Genomic DNA, 17,452 nt, shown 5'->3' on the forward strand with positions numbered 1-17,452 from the left:
TGCTCCTTTACTTTACATAGATTCAATAATATATACATCCTTAACATCGTCAACTTCCCTTTTTATATCTATTCCTAAATCATCTTTAAATTCATGATCTGATTCTATAACCATAAAAGCATCCTGCCCTTTATCCTGTCTATATACACTCATAAAAGCTATATTGATATCATAATCAGCTAACATTTTAGTAACCTTTGCTATAACGCCAGGATAATCTTTATGTCTTGTAATAACTGTAGGATATTGCCCTGTAAATTCTAATCTCAATCCACTAATTTCAGTTATTTTTATATTTCCTCCACCTATTGAAGCTCCCATAATTTCTACTTGTTCTCCATTTGACTTTTCTATGATAAATTTAACCGTGTTGGGATGTACTTCTCCTAGATTAGTTTCAACAAACTCATATTTTATTCTCTGTTTATTTGCTATTTCTAAAGAATTTTTCAGTTCTTCATCATTTTCCATCATACCCATTATACCTGCCACTAGAGCTCTATCCGTACCATGTCCTTTATATGTTTTCGCAAAGGAACCATGTAACAAAAACTTTACGCTTTTTATATCATCATTTGCTATCTTTCTTGCCACTCTACCTAGTCTGTTTGCTCCAGCCGTATGTGAGCTTGATGGCCCTACCATTTTAGGTCCTATAATATCAAAAGCACTATAATTCTTCATAATTACCTCCACTTTTATTAATCTTCAACGTGTATATGATATCATATTCTTCATGTATTTTGAAAGGTTTTGATCTTTAGATTGAATCATTTAACATTCAATTGCATAAACCTGGCATAAAATGCCAGGTTTTAATTTTGTAGTTTATTCTATTGGTTTAGATATTACTTTAAATACACCTAAAACTACAAGCATCCCTATTAAAATATTTAATACTATATTTAATCCTATAGCAACCCCAATATAACCTATAACTGCTCCAAGTCCTGCAAGTAGCGCATATGGCATTTGTGTTTTCACATGATCTATATGATCTGCTCCACTAAACATAGATGACATAATCGTCGTATCTGATATAGGACTGCAGTGATCTCCAAATATGGCTCCAGCAAATACTGCTCCTATAGTTGGAAATATATACGTCATTGGGTCTATTCCACCAGTAGTAGATACATTAAATACGATAGGTATGACAATAGGCATAAGTACTGCTACAGTACCATAAGATGTTCCTGTTGAAAAGGATATAATGCCTCCTATTAGAAAAGTAATCAGAGGAATAATGGCAGGAGACAATACCCCTTCTGTAATCCCTACTAAAAACTTAGCTGTTCCAACGGCTTTTATGGAAGAACCTATTCCCCAAGCAAATATCAATATAAGAGTACCAAAAAATATGGACCTCATTCCTTCCATATAACCTTTAAACAATCTATTGGTTGGTACCAGATTTTGAATTTTATAGAGTACTAAAGTAACAAATACTGCACTAAAGGAACCTAAGCATAATGCCTTTGAACTGCTTCCATTGGCAATAGCTTCTGATATGGAAACTTCTGGCCATCCCCCGCTCTTCATAAGAATCATTACAATAAACCCTATTAAACTTACAATTGGAATAATAAAGTTTATAAGACGTTTTGGGCAATCCTTATCTGGTTCAAGTTCTTTTTGCTCCGCTGCAATTAAAGGCTTTGCACCATCCCTTACTATTTTTCCAGTTGTTCTTGCTCTTTTTTCTGCTTCAAGCATAGGTCCAAAATCTTTTCCTGATAAAACCACATAGGTTAATAATGCAAGGGCAACAAAACTATATAAAACAAAAGGGATAGATTTAAGATAAGCTGCATAAGGTGAGAATTTAATCCCCAAATCATCAAATTGCATCCCTATTTGCCCCACAAGGTAAGCAACCCACGATGAAATTCCTGCAATACATGCAATAGGTGCTGCTGTACTATCTACGATATAGGATAATTTCTCCTTTGATATTTTATACTCCTTTGTTATAGGACTCATTGTTGTCCCTACAACCAGAGTATTTACATAATCTTCAAAAAATATAACAAATCCAGCAAGCTCTGTAGCAAGCAACGCACCTTTTGCTGACTTTATTTTTTTTGTAATCCAATTTACAACAGCCTCTATGCCACCTCCAACTCTCATAATCCCTACTAATCCACCTAAAGTTAAACTTGTAAGAACAATCCTTGCTGACCAAGGATCTCCTAAAGCATTCCATAAACTTTCCACACTATTTCCAAATCCAGTAATGGGATTTCCCCCAGCAAGCATAGTACCAGCCACCCATGTACCAATAAATAAAGATGGGATTACTTCCTTTGTAACAATGGCCAATACAATGGCAACAAGTGGTGGGAGCAATGAAAATATTCCAAAATCTATACTTTCACCTTCCCCTCCTGAAGCAAAAACACAAGATGTAGCAAAAGATAATAAGATGATCATTCCTATAATGATTGTCTTTCTCCATGTTTTATTGGCTCTTAGTCTCATACTATCCCCCCTCGTAATTTATGTTTCATATTATTATATGCCCTGACTTGAGGATGTTACACAAATATTTAAGATACTGCCTATGAACAATTTACTTTTTTCAGAATAAAATATTGTATGAAAAAATATTATTAAAATCCTTAAAGGAGGAAATCCTATGAGCTTTATTACAGACATCATTGCTGATAGATTTAGAGATCATAGCTTTGATATTGCAAAGCAAGACTATAAATTTATGAAAATAAAAAGAGCAAAAGAAGAAGTAAAGAAAAAATATCCACATATTGAATTAATTGATATGGGTATAGGAGAACCTGATCTCCCTGCTGATAAAAATGTAGTCAACGTCCTTTCAGAAGAAGCTCCAAAACCTGAAAATAGATGGTATTCAGACAACGGTATAAAAGAATTCCAAGAAGCAGCTGCTAAATATCTTGAAAGAATTTATGGTATAACAAATATTAACCCTTATACAGAAATTATGCATGGCATTGGTGCAAAATCCATTTTATCCATGATGCCCTTATGCTTTATCAACCCTGGGGATATTACCCTTACAACACTTCCCAGTTATCCAATCATTTCTACTCATACAAAATATTTAGGTGGGGTAGTATACGGACTTCCTTTGACAAAAGCCAATGATTTTTATCCTGATTTTTCTAATATTTCAAATATTATTCTTTATCGTTCTAAGCTTTTATATATCAATTATCCTAACAATCCTACGGGACAAGTGCCTACAAAAGATTTCTACAAAAGAGTAATAGAATTTGCACATAAAAATAGAATCATTGTGGTGGCTGATTCTACCTATGCACCTATTACCTTTGATGGAGAAAAGCCTCTCAGCTTTCTATCCATTGATGGAGCAAAAGAAGTTGGCGTTGAAATTCATTCTTTATCAAAAGCTTTTAATATGACAGGATGGCGAATAGCATTCATTGCTGGTAATAAAGAAGCCCTCAACATATTTGGAATCGTTAAAGCTAATTCAGACTCAGGTCAATTCAGAGCTATTCAAAAATCAGGGATTCACGCATTAAATCATCCTGAAATTACTAAGAACAATTGTGAAAGATATTCAAGAAGATTTGATCTTTTAATAAAAGCATTGAAGGAAATAGGATTTAATATAGAAAAACCAAAAGCCACTTTTTATTGTTATTTACCTATTCCGAAGGGAACAAAATCTGGTAAAATCTTTCAAGATGCAGATGATTTTTCACTATATCTTTTAAATGAAGCCCTCATCTGTACTGTCCCCTGGAACTCTCCAGAACCCTATGTTAGACTCTCTGTTACCTTTGAGGCTAAAGATTATGAAGAAGAAAAAAGAATTATTAATGAATTGAAAGAAAGATTATTAAAGCTTGAGCTCGTATTTTAATCAAATGAGCATAACCAATAAAAAGCAGCTGCTAAAAATGTATTCAGCAGCTGTTTTTCATATTGTAAACTTTCTTTCTATTCTTCTAAGTTTTTTCCCTGCAATGTATTCATATTCATCTATAAACTTTATATGAGGTGCAATACAATTTAATCTTTTACATAATCCTTGTAGTTCTATATTGATCTTATTTCTAATTTCATTTACTACATACCCCTTACCCACTTCTATATAAACTTCAATGGTACTTGCATTCAATTGATTTACTTTATACTGCTTAATGCCACTTGAAGATAATATAATCATACGTCGAATAAAATCTGGAAAAACAGGAACCAAGCGAGTTTCATCTTCATTTTGAAAATAAAATAAATCATCGCACCGCCCCTCTATTTGCTCTAATGCGGTATACACACTTCCACAGGGACAAGGCTCTTTCTTTTCCGTTAAAATATCGTTTAATCCATATCTAATAATAGGCTGGCTAGTCCTTGAAAAATCTGTAATAATGGGAACAAACTTTCCTAATCTTTTATCTAAATATTCTTTCTGAACAACTAAAAGATCTTCATTTAAATGAAGGGTCCCATGCTCACAGGTAGTAGCTAAAAACCCTTCTGTACATTGATATATTTGATGTATTTTTTGTTTAAACTGCTTGGATATATAATTTTCATCCATAGGATCTAAAACTTCTGCAACGGATATAACTTTTTTAGGATTTATTTGAAGAACACCTTCCTCTAATTTCTTTGCAAGAATTACAAGCATAGATGCAGGTGCCACCAAGAAACTTGGCTGATAAAGATTCAGTCTTCTTATATGCTCCTGTATGTTCTCTAATAGATCAAAAAACTCAAACTTAATTTTCCCCTTATTTACTGTATTATACAGATTGCTATCCGCACGAAGAAAGAATGCTATTTTTTGTTCATGCAATATATTCGTAGGAAGACATTTGGCAAGAATATTCCCTGCCCATTTGACTCTTTCTTTTGGACTTACTAAAAAAATCCCTCTATTTCCTGATGTTCCTGATGAAAGACCTATGGTTATTTGATTAATCATAGGTGAAAAATTTCTTGTTTTTTCAGCCTTTAATGCAATTCCAAAGGCTTCTTCCTTCTTAATGCCAAAAACATTGAGTTCATCAAAGTTTTCCATCATCATCTCTTTATTCATAATCGGTAAATTTCTCCAATCATCAAAAGAACAATTCTTATAATATTTTTTATAAAAAGGAGACTTTGGAACAATATTTTTTAGAAAGTCCTTTACTTTTCTATCCTGCCATGCTTCAAGCTCATTACGATTATCAAATTTTAAAAAATATTTGTTTTTTAAGTAATGATACAAAATTTTTAATGATTCAGACATGTTCCGTACACCCACTTTATTAAGTATTTATGTATGTCCTAGTATATGCAACTTCAATATTTAATTTTCTTCGTGAATTTAATCAATGGTTGCTATCCTATTGTACACATCATAACGTCTACCCTTTTATGAACTAATATCTTTAGTTTTCAAATTTTTTTGTATAGTAGAAAGACAATGGCTAGGAATAATATTTATTTTAGGATGCCTCTTATATAATAGAGATATATTTTTAATAGTAGCTTTATAATTTTTTTGATCTTTGTTTACCAGATTAGCAATCCAATGAGGCAATAAATTTTCTTCATATGCCTTGTCACTCCAACAGGCATCTCCTACAAAAAAGTAATCCTTTTCTTTATGATCTTTTGTAAATATTCCATAATGCCCCTTTGTATGCCCTTCTAAATGAACTGCGTAAATACTTTTATCTCCAAATAAATCTATAGCCTCTTCAAAAGATGTATCTGTTAAAGGAAATGAGTCTTTTTTCATTTCTTCAAAATAAATTCCCCGTTCCTCAAAATCATTTGGTAGGAGTCTTGGAATAAAAGCTTCTTTTAATGCACAAATACCTCTCTTACTTTTCACTTTCTCATAAGCAACTTTACTACATATAAATTTAGCATTAGGAAAGTCTTTACATCCAGCAATATGATCTGCATGAAAATGCGATAATATAATATATTGAATCTCTTCAGCCTTTACCCCCATTTTTTGAAGCTGTTTTTTTACTGCTTCATTTTCATTAAGATATACAGGTGTTATTTTAGAATAGATCCAATAAGGAAATTTCTTTGTTTCAGTAAAAAAATGAGATGCATATCCTGTATCAAATAAAATATAGCCATACACAGGATGCCTCAACAAAACTACCATTGAAGGAAATTTTATATGTTTTAATCTTCCCCCTCTTATAACTATTTTTTCTAGTTGTGTACAATACCCGCTCACAAGTATATCTATTTTAATACCCAAGATCCATCTCCTTTCAACCAGTCTACAAAATATTCTAGTCCTTCATCAATACTGATTCTTGGTTTATATCTAAGCTCTTTTCTGGCTTTTTGAATATCTAAAGTTTGACTTTTCGCCAGTACCCCTACTGAATACTGGGTAAGGGTTGGTTCTTTCCCCAGTAATAGATATTTTGAGATAAATTCCAATATCCCAGCAAATCTATAGGCTTTTTCAAAAGAAATATTTTTCCCCCTTAAGGCAACATTTAATTTGTCAAAAAGTTTTTGTAATAATTCAATGAGCATCATAGGCTCACCATTAGTAATATTATACTTTTGCCCTAATGTATTTTCATCTGAATCCATGCATAAAAGCAGTGCATCTACTACATTTTCCACATAAGTAACATCCACTACTGCTTTCCCTTCATTAATTAAAGGAATAAACCTCTTATTATTTGCTCGTATCAATCTTGGTAATATAGTAGTATCTCCTGGCCCAAATAAAGCCCTAGGTCTTATACTAATTACCTCTAAACCATCTTTATACGCCTTATCAATTTCTTTTTCTGCCATTAATTTAGTTTGCGCATAGAAATTAACAGAGTCTTTAGGTAATGGACTATTCTCAGGTATATTCAAACGATCTGTATAATCAAAATAAATACTTGGGGTTGATACATGCACCAATCTTTTTACATTCCATTTTTTGATCCCCATTATCAAGTTTTTAGTGGATAATACATTACTTGCATAAAAGTCCTTATATCTTCCCCATGGGGAGGATAGAGCTGCACAGTGAAATATATATGATTGATTTTTACATACAGCAATGGTTTTCTCTTGGTCAGCTAAATCTAGCGGAATAAAATTTATTCCTAGCTTCTCGAGTTCTTTTCCCTTTATTTTATTTCTTCCAACTACCGTTACCCCATAGCCCATGCTGATCAATCGCATTGCTAATCTTTCCCCTAAAAAGCCTGTCCCTCCTGTAACCAAAACATTCATAAAGTTTCACACCCCCTCTATTCACTAACCCCTTTAGTATTCAAACAATAATCCACCTAAGGATAAACCCGCAGAAGTTCCAAGAAGTATGACTACATCTCCTCTTTTTATCTTTTCTTCCTTTATGGCCTCATACAAAGCTGTAGGAATTGAAGCAGCAATCATATTTCCATGATTTTTCACAATACTAAACCATTTGTCTTTAGGTATATTTAAATGCTTTCTAATCAATTCCATACTACTTTTACTTGCTTGATGAGGTATAACAAGGGTTATATCATCTATGGTTAATCCACTTTCCTTCCATATTGTATTTACAAAGTTAGGCATAATTTTTCTAGCCATTTTAAAAATCTTCACACCATCCATGCTAAAAAGAAACTGCTCCTTTGTTTCTTCTGTTAAATTATGAAGATTAGGTGGAAACTTACTACCCCCTCCATAGATTTCTGATAAATGGGCCCCTTCACTAAAAGTCATCATCTTTGAATAAATAATCTTTGAATTTTCTTGTAAAGGAGTCTTTCCCAAAACAACCGCTGCTGCTCCATCTCCAAATAATGCTGCACTTTTATCATCCTTCCAATTGATTCCTACTGATGCAATCTCCGAGGAAACAATCAATACATTTTCATATCTTCCCCCTTCAACCAAATAAGATAGGGTATCCAATGCTGTTACAAAACTCAGGCAAGTAGAATTGATATCAAAGGATGGAATCCCTGATTTTTCTAACCCTAACTCTTTTTGTATAAGTGATGCAGTACAAGGAATGGGCTGCTCCATAGATCCACTTGCACAAATAATACAGCTTATATCTTCTAGTTTTATACCTGCATGTTTTACAGCTTCCTTAGCTGCATATGCTCCCATACTAGAAGCTGTTTCATTCTTTATAAAATATCTTTTAGTTACACCAATATTTTTTTCTGTCCAACCACATTTTTTTCTTAATCTATGATCTATTTCCTCACTCATTACTGCTTTTTTAGGCAGATACTTTCCTACTCCCAATATTTTTACATTCCTTACGCTCACAAAACCCCACCTTTTCTATTCAACTTACTAAATTTACATTTTTATAAAACTTCCATTTCTATAAGTAAAAGTGTCCATTGATTCAGATGAGATCCCCCCCATCTAAATTACCCTTATTTAGCTTTGCTAAAGGAGTTCACTCATCATTATATATCATTTTGCCTAATTGTGTAAAAATTTGCCGTATCATGATCTAAATAAAAAAAGACGAATCTATTGATTCGTCTTTTAAGAAGCAGTCTCTTCTTTTTTCTTTTTTGTATTTCTTTTCTTACTTTCAGAAATTACCAAAGTCGGCTCCGTTGAATTTTCAACAGTTTCCTTAGTAATCACACATTTTTTAATATCTGTTCTGGATGGAATATCATACATAACATCTAGCATGATTCCTTCCATAATCCCTCTTAAGCCTCTTGCTCCAGTTTTTCTTTCAATAGCTTTTTTCGCAATAGCTTTTAATGCGTCTTCATCTATTTCTAACTCTACACTGTCCATGTCAAATAGCTTTTTGTATTGTTTTACTAAAGCATTCTTAGGCTCACTTAATATTTTTACTAAAGCTTCTTCATCTAATTGATGAAGAGTTACCATCACTGGTAATCTTCCAACAAATTCTGGGATTAATCCATAACGAAGTAGATCCTCTGGCTGCATTTTATCTAATAATGTACCAATATCTTTTACTTCTTTGCTTTGAATGTTTGCACCAAATCCCATAGATTTTTGGCCGATACGCTTTTGAATCACTTTTTCAATACCATCAAATGCTCCACCACAAATAAATAGTACATTTGTAGTATCAATTTGAATAAATTCTTGATGTGGATGTTTTCTTCCTCCTTGTGGAGGCACACTAGCTACAGTACCTTCTAAGATTTTAAGAAGTGCCTGTTGTACACCTTCACCACTTACATCTCTTGTAATAGAAGGATTATCTGATTTTCTAGCAATTTTATCGATCTCATCAATATAGATAATTCCTTTTTCTGCTTTTTCTATATCATAGTCCGCTGCTTGTATAAGCTTTAACAAAATATTTTCAACATCTTCTCCTACATATCCAGCTTCCGTCAAAGATGTTGCATCTGCAATTGCAAAAGGAACATTTAATATTTTAGCTAAAGTCTGAGCCAATAATGTTTTACCAGACCCAGTTGGTCCAAGCATAACAATATTACTTTTTTGAAGTTCTACATCATCAACTTTTCCTTGATGATTAATACGCTTATAGTGATTATATACAGCTACCGCTAAAGCTTTTTTTGCTTTGTCCTGGCCTACAACATAATCTTCTAAGACCTTTCTAATCTCTTGGGGTTTTGGAAGATCTGTCATTTCTATATCAATATTTTCATCAAATTCTTCTTGAATAATCTCTTGACAAAGTTCAATACACTCGTCACATATATATACACTAGGACCAGCAATCAATCTTCTTACTTGGTCTTGAGATTTTCCACAAAAAGAACATTTTAACTGCTTTTTCTCGTCAAATCTTGACATTTTCTCACCTCTCTTTCCTATTTTCTAGAAGTGATTACCTTGTCTATTAATCCATACTCTACAGCATCTTTTGCTTCCATGAAATTATCTCTATCTGTATCCTTCTGAATTTGCTCTAAAGGCTGACCTGTTCTTTCACTTAGGATTTTATTTAATGTTTCACGCATTTTAAGAATTCTTTCAGCATGAATACGAATATCTTCAGCCTGACCACGAGTTCCACCTAAAGGTTGATGAATCATAATTTCCGCATTAGGTAATGCATAGCGCTTCCCCTTTGCTCCTGCAGCTAATAAGAAAGCTCCCATACTTGCTGCCATACCGATACATATTGTAGAAACATCAGGCTTTATATACTGCATAGTATCATAGATTGCCATTCCAGCTGTGATACTTCCTCCTGGACTGTTAATATATATCATAATGTCTTTATCAGGGTCTTCAGCTTCTAGAAATAAAAGTTGTGCAACAACTAAGCTTGCCGTATGATCATTCACTTCGTCTCCTAAGAATATAATTCTATCCTTTAAAAGCCTAGAATATATATCATAAGATCTTTCCCCTCGATTAGTTTGTTCAACTACCATTGGTACTAAAGCCATAATCTCAATCCCTCCTTAGCTTACACCTTAAGCAATCTTAGCATTTTCTACTAAGAAATCAACTGTCTTTCTTACTCTAAGACTATCTTCAATGCTTTCCATATCAGTTGGTCTTAATGTCTTTTTGAATTTATCTAGTTCCATCTTATATTGTGTTGCATATTTTTCTATTTCTTCATCAACTACTTCAGCAGCTACTTCTATGTTCTCTGCTTTTCCAATTGCCTCAAGGGTTAATTGCGTTTTTACTCTATTGTATGCTTCTTCCTTCATTTGTTCTCTCATATCTTCCATCTTTGTTCCTGTATATTGAAGATATGTATCTAAGTTTAATCCTTGATATTGTAGTTGATATCCAAATTCATTAAGCATATCATCTATTTTATGCTCTACCATCACTTCTGGAATCTCTATTTGTACATTTTCTGCTACTTTCTTAACAACAGCATCTTTTACTTCTTCTTCTTCTCTCATTTTAGCTGCTTTTTCTTGTTTTTCTTTAATATCTAGCTTTAAAGCTTCTAATGTATCATGTTCACTCACATCTTTTGCAAACTCATCATCAAGTTCAGGTAATTCTTTTTCTTTTACTTCATGTACTGTTACTTTGAATACTGCATCTTTTCCAGCTAAATCCTCTGCTTGGTACTCTGCTGGGAAAGTTACTTTTACTTCTGTTTCTTCTCCAGCTGCTTTGCCAATTAATTGCTCTTCAAAACCTGGTATAAATTGTCCTGATCCAATTACTAGAGTTTGCTTTTCAGCAGTACCTCCTTCAAATTGCTCATCACCTACAAAACCTGCATAGTCAATGATTACTGTATCCTTATCTTGAACAGGTCTTTCTACAGCAATAAGTCTTGAATTTCTTTCTCTTAATCCTTCAATTTCCTTTTCTACATCCTCATCAGTAACATTATACTCTTTTTTCTCTACTTCTATACCTTTATAATCGCCAAGGGTTACTTCAGGTTTTACTGTAACTGTAACATCAAATACTACATCTTGACCTTTAACGATATCTTCAACATCAAGACTAGGTCTATCTACTGGCTCTAATTTTTGCTCATCAATAGTAGCTTCATATACTTTAGGGAATACTTCATTGATTGCTTCTTCATAAAATACTTCTACCCCATAATTTAATTCTATAATCTTTCTTGGTGCTTTTCCTTTTCTAAATCCAGGAATATTGAATCTTTTTTTCATTTTGTTGTATGCTTTTTGTATTGCTTGTTCAAAATCTGCTGCAGGAACTTCAATCTTTAAAGTTACTTCATTATTTTCTTTTTTCACTACTGTTGAACTCATTTTTTTTCCTCCTCTATCACTTTCATATTTCTTAATAGGCTATTTTAATATGTAGACTTTTTAACCTATATATTATACCATAAATTTTATGTGTCAAGCATTTTTTTGCTTTATGAATAGATTCTAGATATAGCTTTTGTAATTTTTGCCAATGTTTGATAAAACTATTCAGCACTTTAAAGACCAATGGATTATCCATTGGTCTTTTATTCATTTACATTATATCATTATCCCTTAAAAAGTAAACAATATCAAGCTTTTTTTAATAATAAAAGCAGAACCATTTTCTTCTTTTAGGTTCTGCTCTAATTATTTAAATTTTTCTATTATCATAGGCTCTTCCTTATTTATTTTTTTCTTTTGTATAATGATCCTTAATTTTCTTGCAATAACGTTCTTTCGTACAAATCACATTTTTCACAACGATCACAGTATCCTCCTATACAATGAATACAGGTAACTACACCGCATTTTTCTAAATGATTCATTACTTCTTCATTATAATTATTTTTCATATTTTTGTCCTCCTTCTACCTTATCAATTTCTTATTTATTATTTGTCTTTTTGTATGAAAACTTTCTCATATTCTCTCTTTTATAAATTATATATACTTGTATTTAAATATATTATAATACGTGTATACAATTTTGTCAATTGTATGCATGTACTTTTTTTAAAAAAATTAGGCCTGCATATACAGGCCTATGAATATATATCTGAAAACTCAACATTTATTTTTTCTACATTATCTTTTTCCAGTGATTTTTCAATAGGTTCAAAATTTTCTTCATCAACTAACTTTACAGGTAGTTCTATCATAAATTCTGTTCCCTTTTTTAATTCACTTTTTACATCAATCTTTCCCTCGTGCATTTCTACAAAAGATTTTACTAAGGATAGACCGATTCCACTACCTTCTACCTTCCTAGTTAAAATGGAATCTACCTGCCTAAACCTTTCAAAAATCAACATAAGCTTCTTCTCTGGAATACCGATTCCCGTATCTTTTACCCTAATTAGAATCTTTTCATCCCCATCATAGATATTTACAAAAATAGAATCTTCCAAATTTGTAAACTTAAGGGCATTGGAAATGAGATTTAATACAATTCGTTCTATCTTATCTGGATCAAATGCCATCATTTTTTCTTCTACATCTGTATCAAATATAATATTTTTACCATTACTTTCTACATATTCTGCTGTAGATAAGATGATATCTTCTACAACTTGTATTATATTTCCATTTTGTAAATTTAACTGCATATATCCTGAATCTATCTTTGTTATGTCAATCAAATTGTTCATTAATCTTAAAAGTCTATTGCAATTTTGTTTCATGATTCTTATATGTTTATTTAATGTAACCGAATCTATCCTTTCAGTATTGTTTTTACTATACAGGCTTAACAATTGTGTTGTTGAAAAAATAATATTTAGTGGAGTTTTTAATTCATGAGAAATATTGGCAAAAAACTCCGTTTTTAGCTTTTCATATTGAATTTTTTCTTTTAAAACTTTTTGATCCTCTTCCATATCTTTTTTCAATTTCAGCATAGGTGCAGCAATAAATTGTCCCAATGCCAAAGAAATCATTCCAATGACGATTGTACCCAAAACTGCTATCCTCAGCAACATGTTCGTCTTTTCTTGAATAGGTTCATATAAATATTCTTTTGGAACTTTTACAATAATCTTCCAATGTTGTGTATGTGGAATCGTATGAAAATATGCACGGGTAGAAATTCCTTCTACATTATATTCAACATACCCCATATCATTATGCAAAATAGTAAACCCACTATTTGCTAAACTCCCACTGACCTCATCTGAAAGCTTTATAATATTCTCATTCATAATCATGCTTTTTTTAGGATGACTTACAATGAGTCCATTTTTATCTATAATATAGGAATAAGATTTAGGATGATCTACTTTGAATTCTTTCAATACTACATTCATGCATTCTAAATTGATATTAGCGCCTAATATACCAATTACTTCATTGTTTTTACCTCTTACAGGAACAGTCATGCACCCCATTAAATCTCCATCACTTTTTGAAACATGTATATTGTATAAAAAATCTTCTCCCTTCATTGATAATTTGAAGTATTTACTATTTCCAATATACTCATTTTTTCCTTTTTTTCTTCCTGATGCATCTGCTACAAAAAAATCAGAATAAAAGTTTTCATTTTGCTCATTTTTTCTTTTTAAATAAGGCTGTATTTTATTCCAATCCATGCTTTTTATAGCAGGACTATTTGCATAAACTTTCATTGAAAAGATTTTTTTATTAATGCATTCTCCAATTCTTTCAGCATAAAATTGAGAATTATTAAAACTTTGATCATCCACTAATCCCATCATCATTTTTTTTGATATGACTTGTGAAAAAAATACAAGGATCGATGTAAGCACTGTACAAATAATCATCGTATAAATAAGAATCCTTCTTATTAATTTTTTAAAATAATTTACTTTCATTTTCACCACCTGCCATTACCAATATTCTCCACATACACGAACTTTCCTTTGTCTTTCGATAGCAAATTTCGACATAGTCCCTGTCGACTTCATCAATAGGTCCTATTCAAAAAAAGTTAAAGAAAAATATTTCCTTAGAAGGTATTTACATACAAATTATAGAATATACTTAAATAAATATTTTAATATTCTGAATAGTTAATTTTTATTTGCAATCTATTTTCGTATCATCTTGAAGGGGGCACACTTATGAAAAAAAGATTATTTTATGCAGTTTTATTGCTTTGCATAAGTCTATCCATTTTGGGAATCTACTCTCTAGAAAAAAAAGTAATTCTCTTTCCTTTTGTAAATAAAAAAATGTTAGCCCTGTGTATGACTATTGTATTTCTTCAACTACTCTATCTTTTTGGAAAAAAAGATAATTCTAAAGCTTATGCAAATGTTCCCAAAAATGAAAAAAATAAAGAAAAGGAAAGCATAAAATCTTCTGTTAAGTTAGATGATGTGGCAGGACTTGAAGAAGTAAAAGAAGAAATTATGGAAATTGCTGATTTCATCAATCATGCTGAAAAATATAAAAAAATGGGTGCTAAAATTCCAAAAGGAATTTTACTTTATGGCCCTCCTGGTACAGGAAAAACTTTATTAGCATCTGCTCTAGCTGGTGAAACAAATACAGAATTTATTGTTGCAAGCGGTTCTGAATTTATGGAAAAGTATGTAGGCGTAGGTGCTAAAAGAGTAAGAGAGCTCTTTGAGAAAGCAAAAGAAAAAGCACCTTGTATTATCTTTATTGATGAAATTGATGCTATTGGTGCCAAAAGGAGCGAAGAAGGTCAATCAGAATGCAATCAAACCCTCAATCAGCTCTTAACTGAAATGGATGGTTTTAAATTGGAAGATGAAAGCATTATCGTGATTATCGGTGCTACAAACAGAATTGATATATTAGATGCAGCACTCCTTCGTCCTGGAAGATTTGATAAACACGTCTATATTGGCAATCCTAATAAAATAGCACGAAAACAAATGCTTAAAGTTCATACCAAAAATAAACCCTTATCTAAAGAAGTAAGTTTAGAAAAAATCGCTATAAAAACCCATGGATTATCTGGTGCCCATATATCTAGTATTGTAAATGAAGCTGCCTTATTAGCTGTAAGAAATAATCGAGAACAAATCACTCCATTAGACTTTGACAATGCCATAGAAAGAATTATTGCTGGACTAAAAATGAAAAATTCAACCATCAGTGAAAAAGAAAAAAGAATTGTTTCTTTTCACGAAGCTGGTCATGCCCTTGTGGGAAAACTCCTTAAGGTCCATTCTATTGAAAAAATATCTATCATTCCTACCAGTCAAGCATTAGGATATGTACTGAACGCTTCATCAGAAGATCAATATCTTTACACAAAGAAAGATCTATTAAAAAGAGTACAAAGTATTCTTGCTGGAAGAGCAGCAGAAGAAATCATTTTTGGAGAAGTGACAACAGGAGCAAAGGATGATTTAAATAAAGCAACCGATATTATATTAGGAATGATTTGTGAATATGGTATGAGTGACTTGGGCAATAGGACCTTCAATACAAAAATGATTTATGGAAATATGGAGAAAATTAATGATGAGGTAAAAAAAATTATTGATAGTTGTTATGAAAATACATTAAATCTTTTGAAAGAAAATAAAACATATCTTACATCTATTGCTGAACAATTATTTGAAAAGGAATCATTGTCAGGAGATGAATTAAATAGTTTAATGGAAACAGCATAAACTTATGACTAAATAAAGCCAAAAATCAAATTGATTTTTGGCTTTATCATTTTACTTTTCTATACTTTTCTCCCACTCAGCAATTTCTTCTAATCGTTTTATAATCGGTAAATGCTGGGTACAGGCTTCTTCACATTTTCCACACTTTATACAATCCTTTGCACTACCCTTTCTTACTGCTAAGAATCCCCACTCTCGTATTCTTTTTAATTCTTTTTTCATTTCTTCTTCACTTTTTCCGAACATCTGCTTATCATTATAAAATTGCATATAAGCTGGAACTGGAATTTTCATTGGACAATCCCAGCAATATCCACATCCTGTACATACAGCATTCATATTTTCTCCAAGATGGTTTTTGATTTTTTCCAAATCCTTTTCAGTAAAAGTAGTTCCTTCATCAGCAATGCGGCAAGCCATATCAATCTGCTCTTTTGTTGTAAAACCATTTAGAGTTACTGTGATTTGAGGAGAAGCAATATTAAAACGAAGAGCTGCTTCTGTAGGCGTTTCTCCCTTCATGCCAAGAAAACTTAGTTCTTTTTCATGCTTTGGAATAGCTCCTCCTGCTAAAGGATTCATAGCAACTACCCCATACCCACTATCATAAGCACTAACTACTCCATCCCATCGATAAGGAAAATTTAAAACATTCACCCCTAGTAGAACTCCTTCAAATTTTCCTGCCTGTAAAATCTTTTTTACTTCATGACCTGGCTGATGAGATGAACAAACAATGTGATCAATTAACCCTTCTTCTTTACATTCCAAAAGGCCTTCATATTGTCCACCTGGTTTCATTGCTAAATCATAATGACTCATTTTTCTAAGACACCATACATGATAAAAATTTATTTTATCTACTCCTAGCTTCTCCAAAGATCTCTTTACTGCCGTCTTAGCCTTTTCTTTTGTATCATATTCTGTAGGCATTCCTTTTGTAGAAACATAAAAATCCTGTGGCATATCTTTAAAAGCTATTCCAAAAATCTTTTCGCTTCTGTTTTCACAATAGCCTGGAGCTGTATCAAAATAATTGATCCCTTTACTACTTGCATATCTTACTAATTCTGCATTTTCTTCATTGCTTTTAGATAGATCAAAACGCATGCCTCCAAAACCAACAGCAGAAACGATTTTTCCTGTTTTTCCATATTCTCTATAGATCATTCTTTACTTCCTCCTTTTTTCATTCTTATATGTATTCTAATAATATTGTACCATTCTTTAGTTTATCATTCACAAAAATTAACCTCCAAATCATTTGGAGGTTTTATTTGAAAAAATTTATATTTATATTTTTTATATTTAATTTAAAAAATAGTCCTTTTCTTTTATCCTACTCGTTTCTTTATTCCAATTTATGTCATCTCCAGCATTTTCTAGGACTTTCAGGATTTTTTCTAATATTTCAATGGTTCTTTTATCCAATTTATCCATCATTTCATCCCCCCTCATCTATTTACTTCGACAAATAGTTTTGAATTCCTACATAAATCATTCGACAAATACG

General features: G+C 31.9%; 15 protein-coding genes. 2 read left to right on the top strand and 13 right to left on the bottom strand.

Annotated elements, in window-relative coordinates; genetic code table 11:
- Window positions 1-12 precede the first annotated feature (12 nt).
- Both sdaAB and K7H06_RS13260 read right to left on the bottom strand, forming a co-directional pair.
- Complete coding sequence (gene sdaAB / locus K7H06_RS13255) at window positions 13-684, bottom strand: L-serine ammonia-lyase, iron-sulfur-dependent subunit beta (RefSeq protein WP_223036524.1); 672 nt, start codon at window positions 682-684, stop codon at window positions 13-15.
- A 144-nt stretch (window positions 685-828) separates the two neighbouring features.
- Window positions 829-2,481, bottom strand: coding sequence for a Na+/H+ antiporter NhaC family protein (locus tag K7H06_RS13260; RefSeq protein ID WP_223036525.1), 1,653 nt, complete (start codon window positions 2,479-2,481; stop codon window positions 829-831).
- 157 nt (window positions 2,482-2,638) lie between these two features.
- Between K7H06_RS13260 and K7H06_RS13265 the strand changes: the two genes are divergently transcribed.
- Complete coding sequence (locus K7H06_RS13265; protein WP_223036526.1) at window positions 2,639-3,871, top strand: LL-diaminopimelate aminotransferase; 1,233 nt, start codon at window positions 2,639-2,641, stop codon at window positions 3,869-3,871.
- A gap of 57 nt (window positions 3,872-3,928) precedes the next feature.
- Here the strand turns inward: K7H06_RS13265 and K7H06_RS13270 are convergent, their stop codons facing one another.
- The 9 genes from K7H06_RS13270 to K7H06_RS13310 form a co-directional block, all read right to left on the bottom strand.
- Entirely contained in the window at window positions 3,929-5,248 is a 1,320-nt protein-coding gene (locus K7H06_RS13270; RefSeq protein WP_223036527.1) for a F390 synthetase-related protein, read from the bottom strand.
- 126 nt (window positions 5,249-5,374) lie between these two features.
- Window positions 5,375-6,226: an MBL fold metallo-hydrolase gene (locus K7H06_RS13275; protein WP_223036528.1), complete on the bottom strand. Its 852-nt coding sequence runs from the start codon at window positions 6,224-6,226 to the stop codon at window positions 5,375-5,377.
- Window positions 6,211-7,215 carry an NAD-dependent epimerase/dehydratase family protein gene (locus tag K7H06_RS13280; RefSeq protein WP_223036529.1) on the bottom strand — a complete coding sequence of 335 codons (1,005 nt, stop codon included), beginning with the start codon at window positions 7,213-7,215 and terminating at the stop codon, window positions 6,211-6,213. The genes K7H06_RS13275 and K7H06_RS13280 overlap by 16 nt, the downstream gene beginning before the upstream one ends.
- Before the next feature lie 33 nt (window positions 7,216-7,248).
- Window positions 7,249-8,253, bottom strand: coding sequence for a beta-ketoacyl-ACP synthase III (locus tag K7H06_RS13285; protein ID WP_223036530.1), 1,005 nt, complete (start codon window positions 8,251-8,253; stop codon window positions 7,249-7,251).
- A gap of 228 nt (window positions 8,254-8,481) precedes the next feature.
- Window positions 8,482-9,756 carry an ATP-dependent protease ATP-binding subunit ClpX gene (gene clpX / locus K7H06_RS13290; protein WP_223036531.1) on the bottom strand — a complete coding sequence of 425 codons (1,275 nt, stop codon included), beginning with the start codon at window positions 9,754-9,756 and terminating at the stop codon, window positions 8,482-8,484.
- Window positions 9,757-9,773: 17 nt separating this feature from the next.
- On the bottom strand, window positions 9,774-10,358 hold the full coding sequence (clpP, locus tag K7H06_RS13295; protein ID WP_223036532.1) for an ATP-dependent Clp endopeptidase proteolytic subunit ClpP: 585 nt from the start codon (window positions 10,356-10,358) through the stop codon (window positions 9,774-9,776).
- Between the two features lie 27 nt (window positions 10,359-10,385).
- Window positions 10,386-11,669: a trigger factor gene (gene tig / locus K7H06_RS13300; RefSeq protein ID WP_223036533.1), complete on the bottom strand. Its 1,284-nt coding sequence runs from the start codon at window positions 11,667-11,669 to the stop codon at window positions 10,386-10,388.
- A 374-nt stretch (window positions 11,670-12,043) separates the two neighbouring features.
- Window positions 12,044-12,184, bottom strand: a complete 141-nt coding sequence (locus K7H06_RS13305; RefSeq protein WP_223036534.1) for a hypothetical protein — start codon at window positions 12,182-12,184, stop codon at window positions 12,044-12,046.
- A gap of 188 nt (window positions 12,185-12,372) precedes the next feature.
- Complete coding sequence (locus K7H06_RS13310) at window positions 12,373-14,160, bottom strand: sensor histidine kinase (RefSeq protein ID WP_223036535.1); 1,788 nt, start codon at window positions 14,158-14,160, stop codon at window positions 12,373-12,375.
- Between the two features lie 249 nt (window positions 14,161-14,409).
- Between K7H06_RS13310 and K7H06_RS13315 the strand changes: the two genes are divergently transcribed.
- Window positions 14,410-15,939 carry an ATP-dependent metallopeptidase FtsH/Yme1/Tma family protein gene (locus tag K7H06_RS13315; protein WP_223036536.1) on the top strand — a complete coding sequence of 510 codons (1,530 nt, stop codon included), beginning with the start codon at window positions 14,410-14,412 and terminating at the stop codon, window positions 15,937-15,939.
- A gap of 51 nt (window positions 15,940-15,990) precedes the next feature.
- Here K7H06_RS13315 and K7H06_RS13320 read toward each other — a convergent pair whose 3' ends face one another.
- Window positions 15,991-17,109: an aldo/keto reductase gene (locus tag K7H06_RS13320; RefSeq protein WP_223036537.1), complete on the bottom strand. Its 1,119-nt coding sequence runs from the start codon at window positions 17,107-17,109 to the stop codon at window positions 15,991-15,993.
- A 138-nt stretch (window positions 17,110-17,247) separates the two neighbouring features.
- Window positions 17,248-17,382, bottom strand: a complete 135-nt coding sequence (locus tag K7H06_RS21400) for a hypothetical protein (protein WP_281426004.1) — start codon at window positions 17,380-17,382, stop codon at window positions 17,248-17,250.
- Window positions 17,383-17,452: the final 70 nt, after the last annotated feature.

It is taken from the genome of Crassaminicella profunda (genome assembly GCF_019884785.1).
Taxonomy (GTDB): Bacteria; Bacillota; Clostridia; order Peptostreptococcales; family Thermotaleaceae; genus Crassaminicella; species Crassaminicella profunda.

Coding starts and splice junctions, on each gene's coding strand:
- sdaAB (WP_223036524.1), bottom strand. CDS start 684: ATGAAGAATTATAGTGCTTTTGATATTATAGGACCTAAAATGGTAGGG.
- K7H06_RS13260 (WP_223036525.1), bottom strand. CDS start 2,481: ATGAGACTAAGAGCCAATAAAACATGGAGAAAGACAATCATTATAGGA.
- K7H06_RS13265 (WP_223036526.1), top strand. CDS start 2,639: ATGAGCTTTATTACAGACATCATTGCTGATAGATTTAGAGATCATAGC.
- K7H06_RS13270 (WP_223036527.1), bottom strand. CDS start 5,248: ATGTCTGAATCATTAAAAATTTTGTATCATTACTTAAAAAACAAATAT.
- K7H06_RS13280 (WP_223036529.1), bottom strand. CDS start 7,215: ATGAATGTTTTGGTTACAGGAGGGACAGGCTTTTTAGGGGAAAGATTA.
- clpX (WP_223036531.1), bottom strand. CDS start 9,756: ATGTCAAGATTTGACGAGAAAAAGCAGTTAAAATGTTCTTTTTGTGGA.
- clpP (WP_223036532.1), bottom strand. CDS start 10,358: ATGGCTTTAGTACCAATGGTAGTTGAACAAACTAATCGAGGGGAAAGA.
- tig (WP_223036533.1), bottom strand. CDS start 11,669: ATGAGTTCAACAGTAGTGAAAAAAGAAAATAATGAAGTAACTTTAAAG.
- K7H06_RS13305 (WP_223036534.1), bottom strand. CDS start 12,184: ATGAAAAATAATTATAATGAAGAAGTAATGAATCATTTAGAAAAATGC.
- K7H06_RS13310 (WP_223036535.1), bottom strand. CDS start 14,160: ATGAAAGTAAATTATTTTAAAAAATTAATAAGAAGGATTCTTATTTAT.
- K7H06_RS13315 (WP_223036536.1), top strand. CDS start 14,410: ATGAAAAAAAGATTATTTTATGCAGTTTTATTGCTTTGCATAAGTCTA.
- K7H06_RS13320 (WP_223036537.1), bottom strand. CDS start 17,109: ATGATCTATAGAGAATATGGAAAAACAGGAAAAATCGTTTCTGCTGTT.
- K7H06_RS21400 (WP_281426004.1), bottom strand. CDS start 17,382: ATGATGGATAAATTGGATAAAAGAACCATTGAAATATTAGAAAAAATC.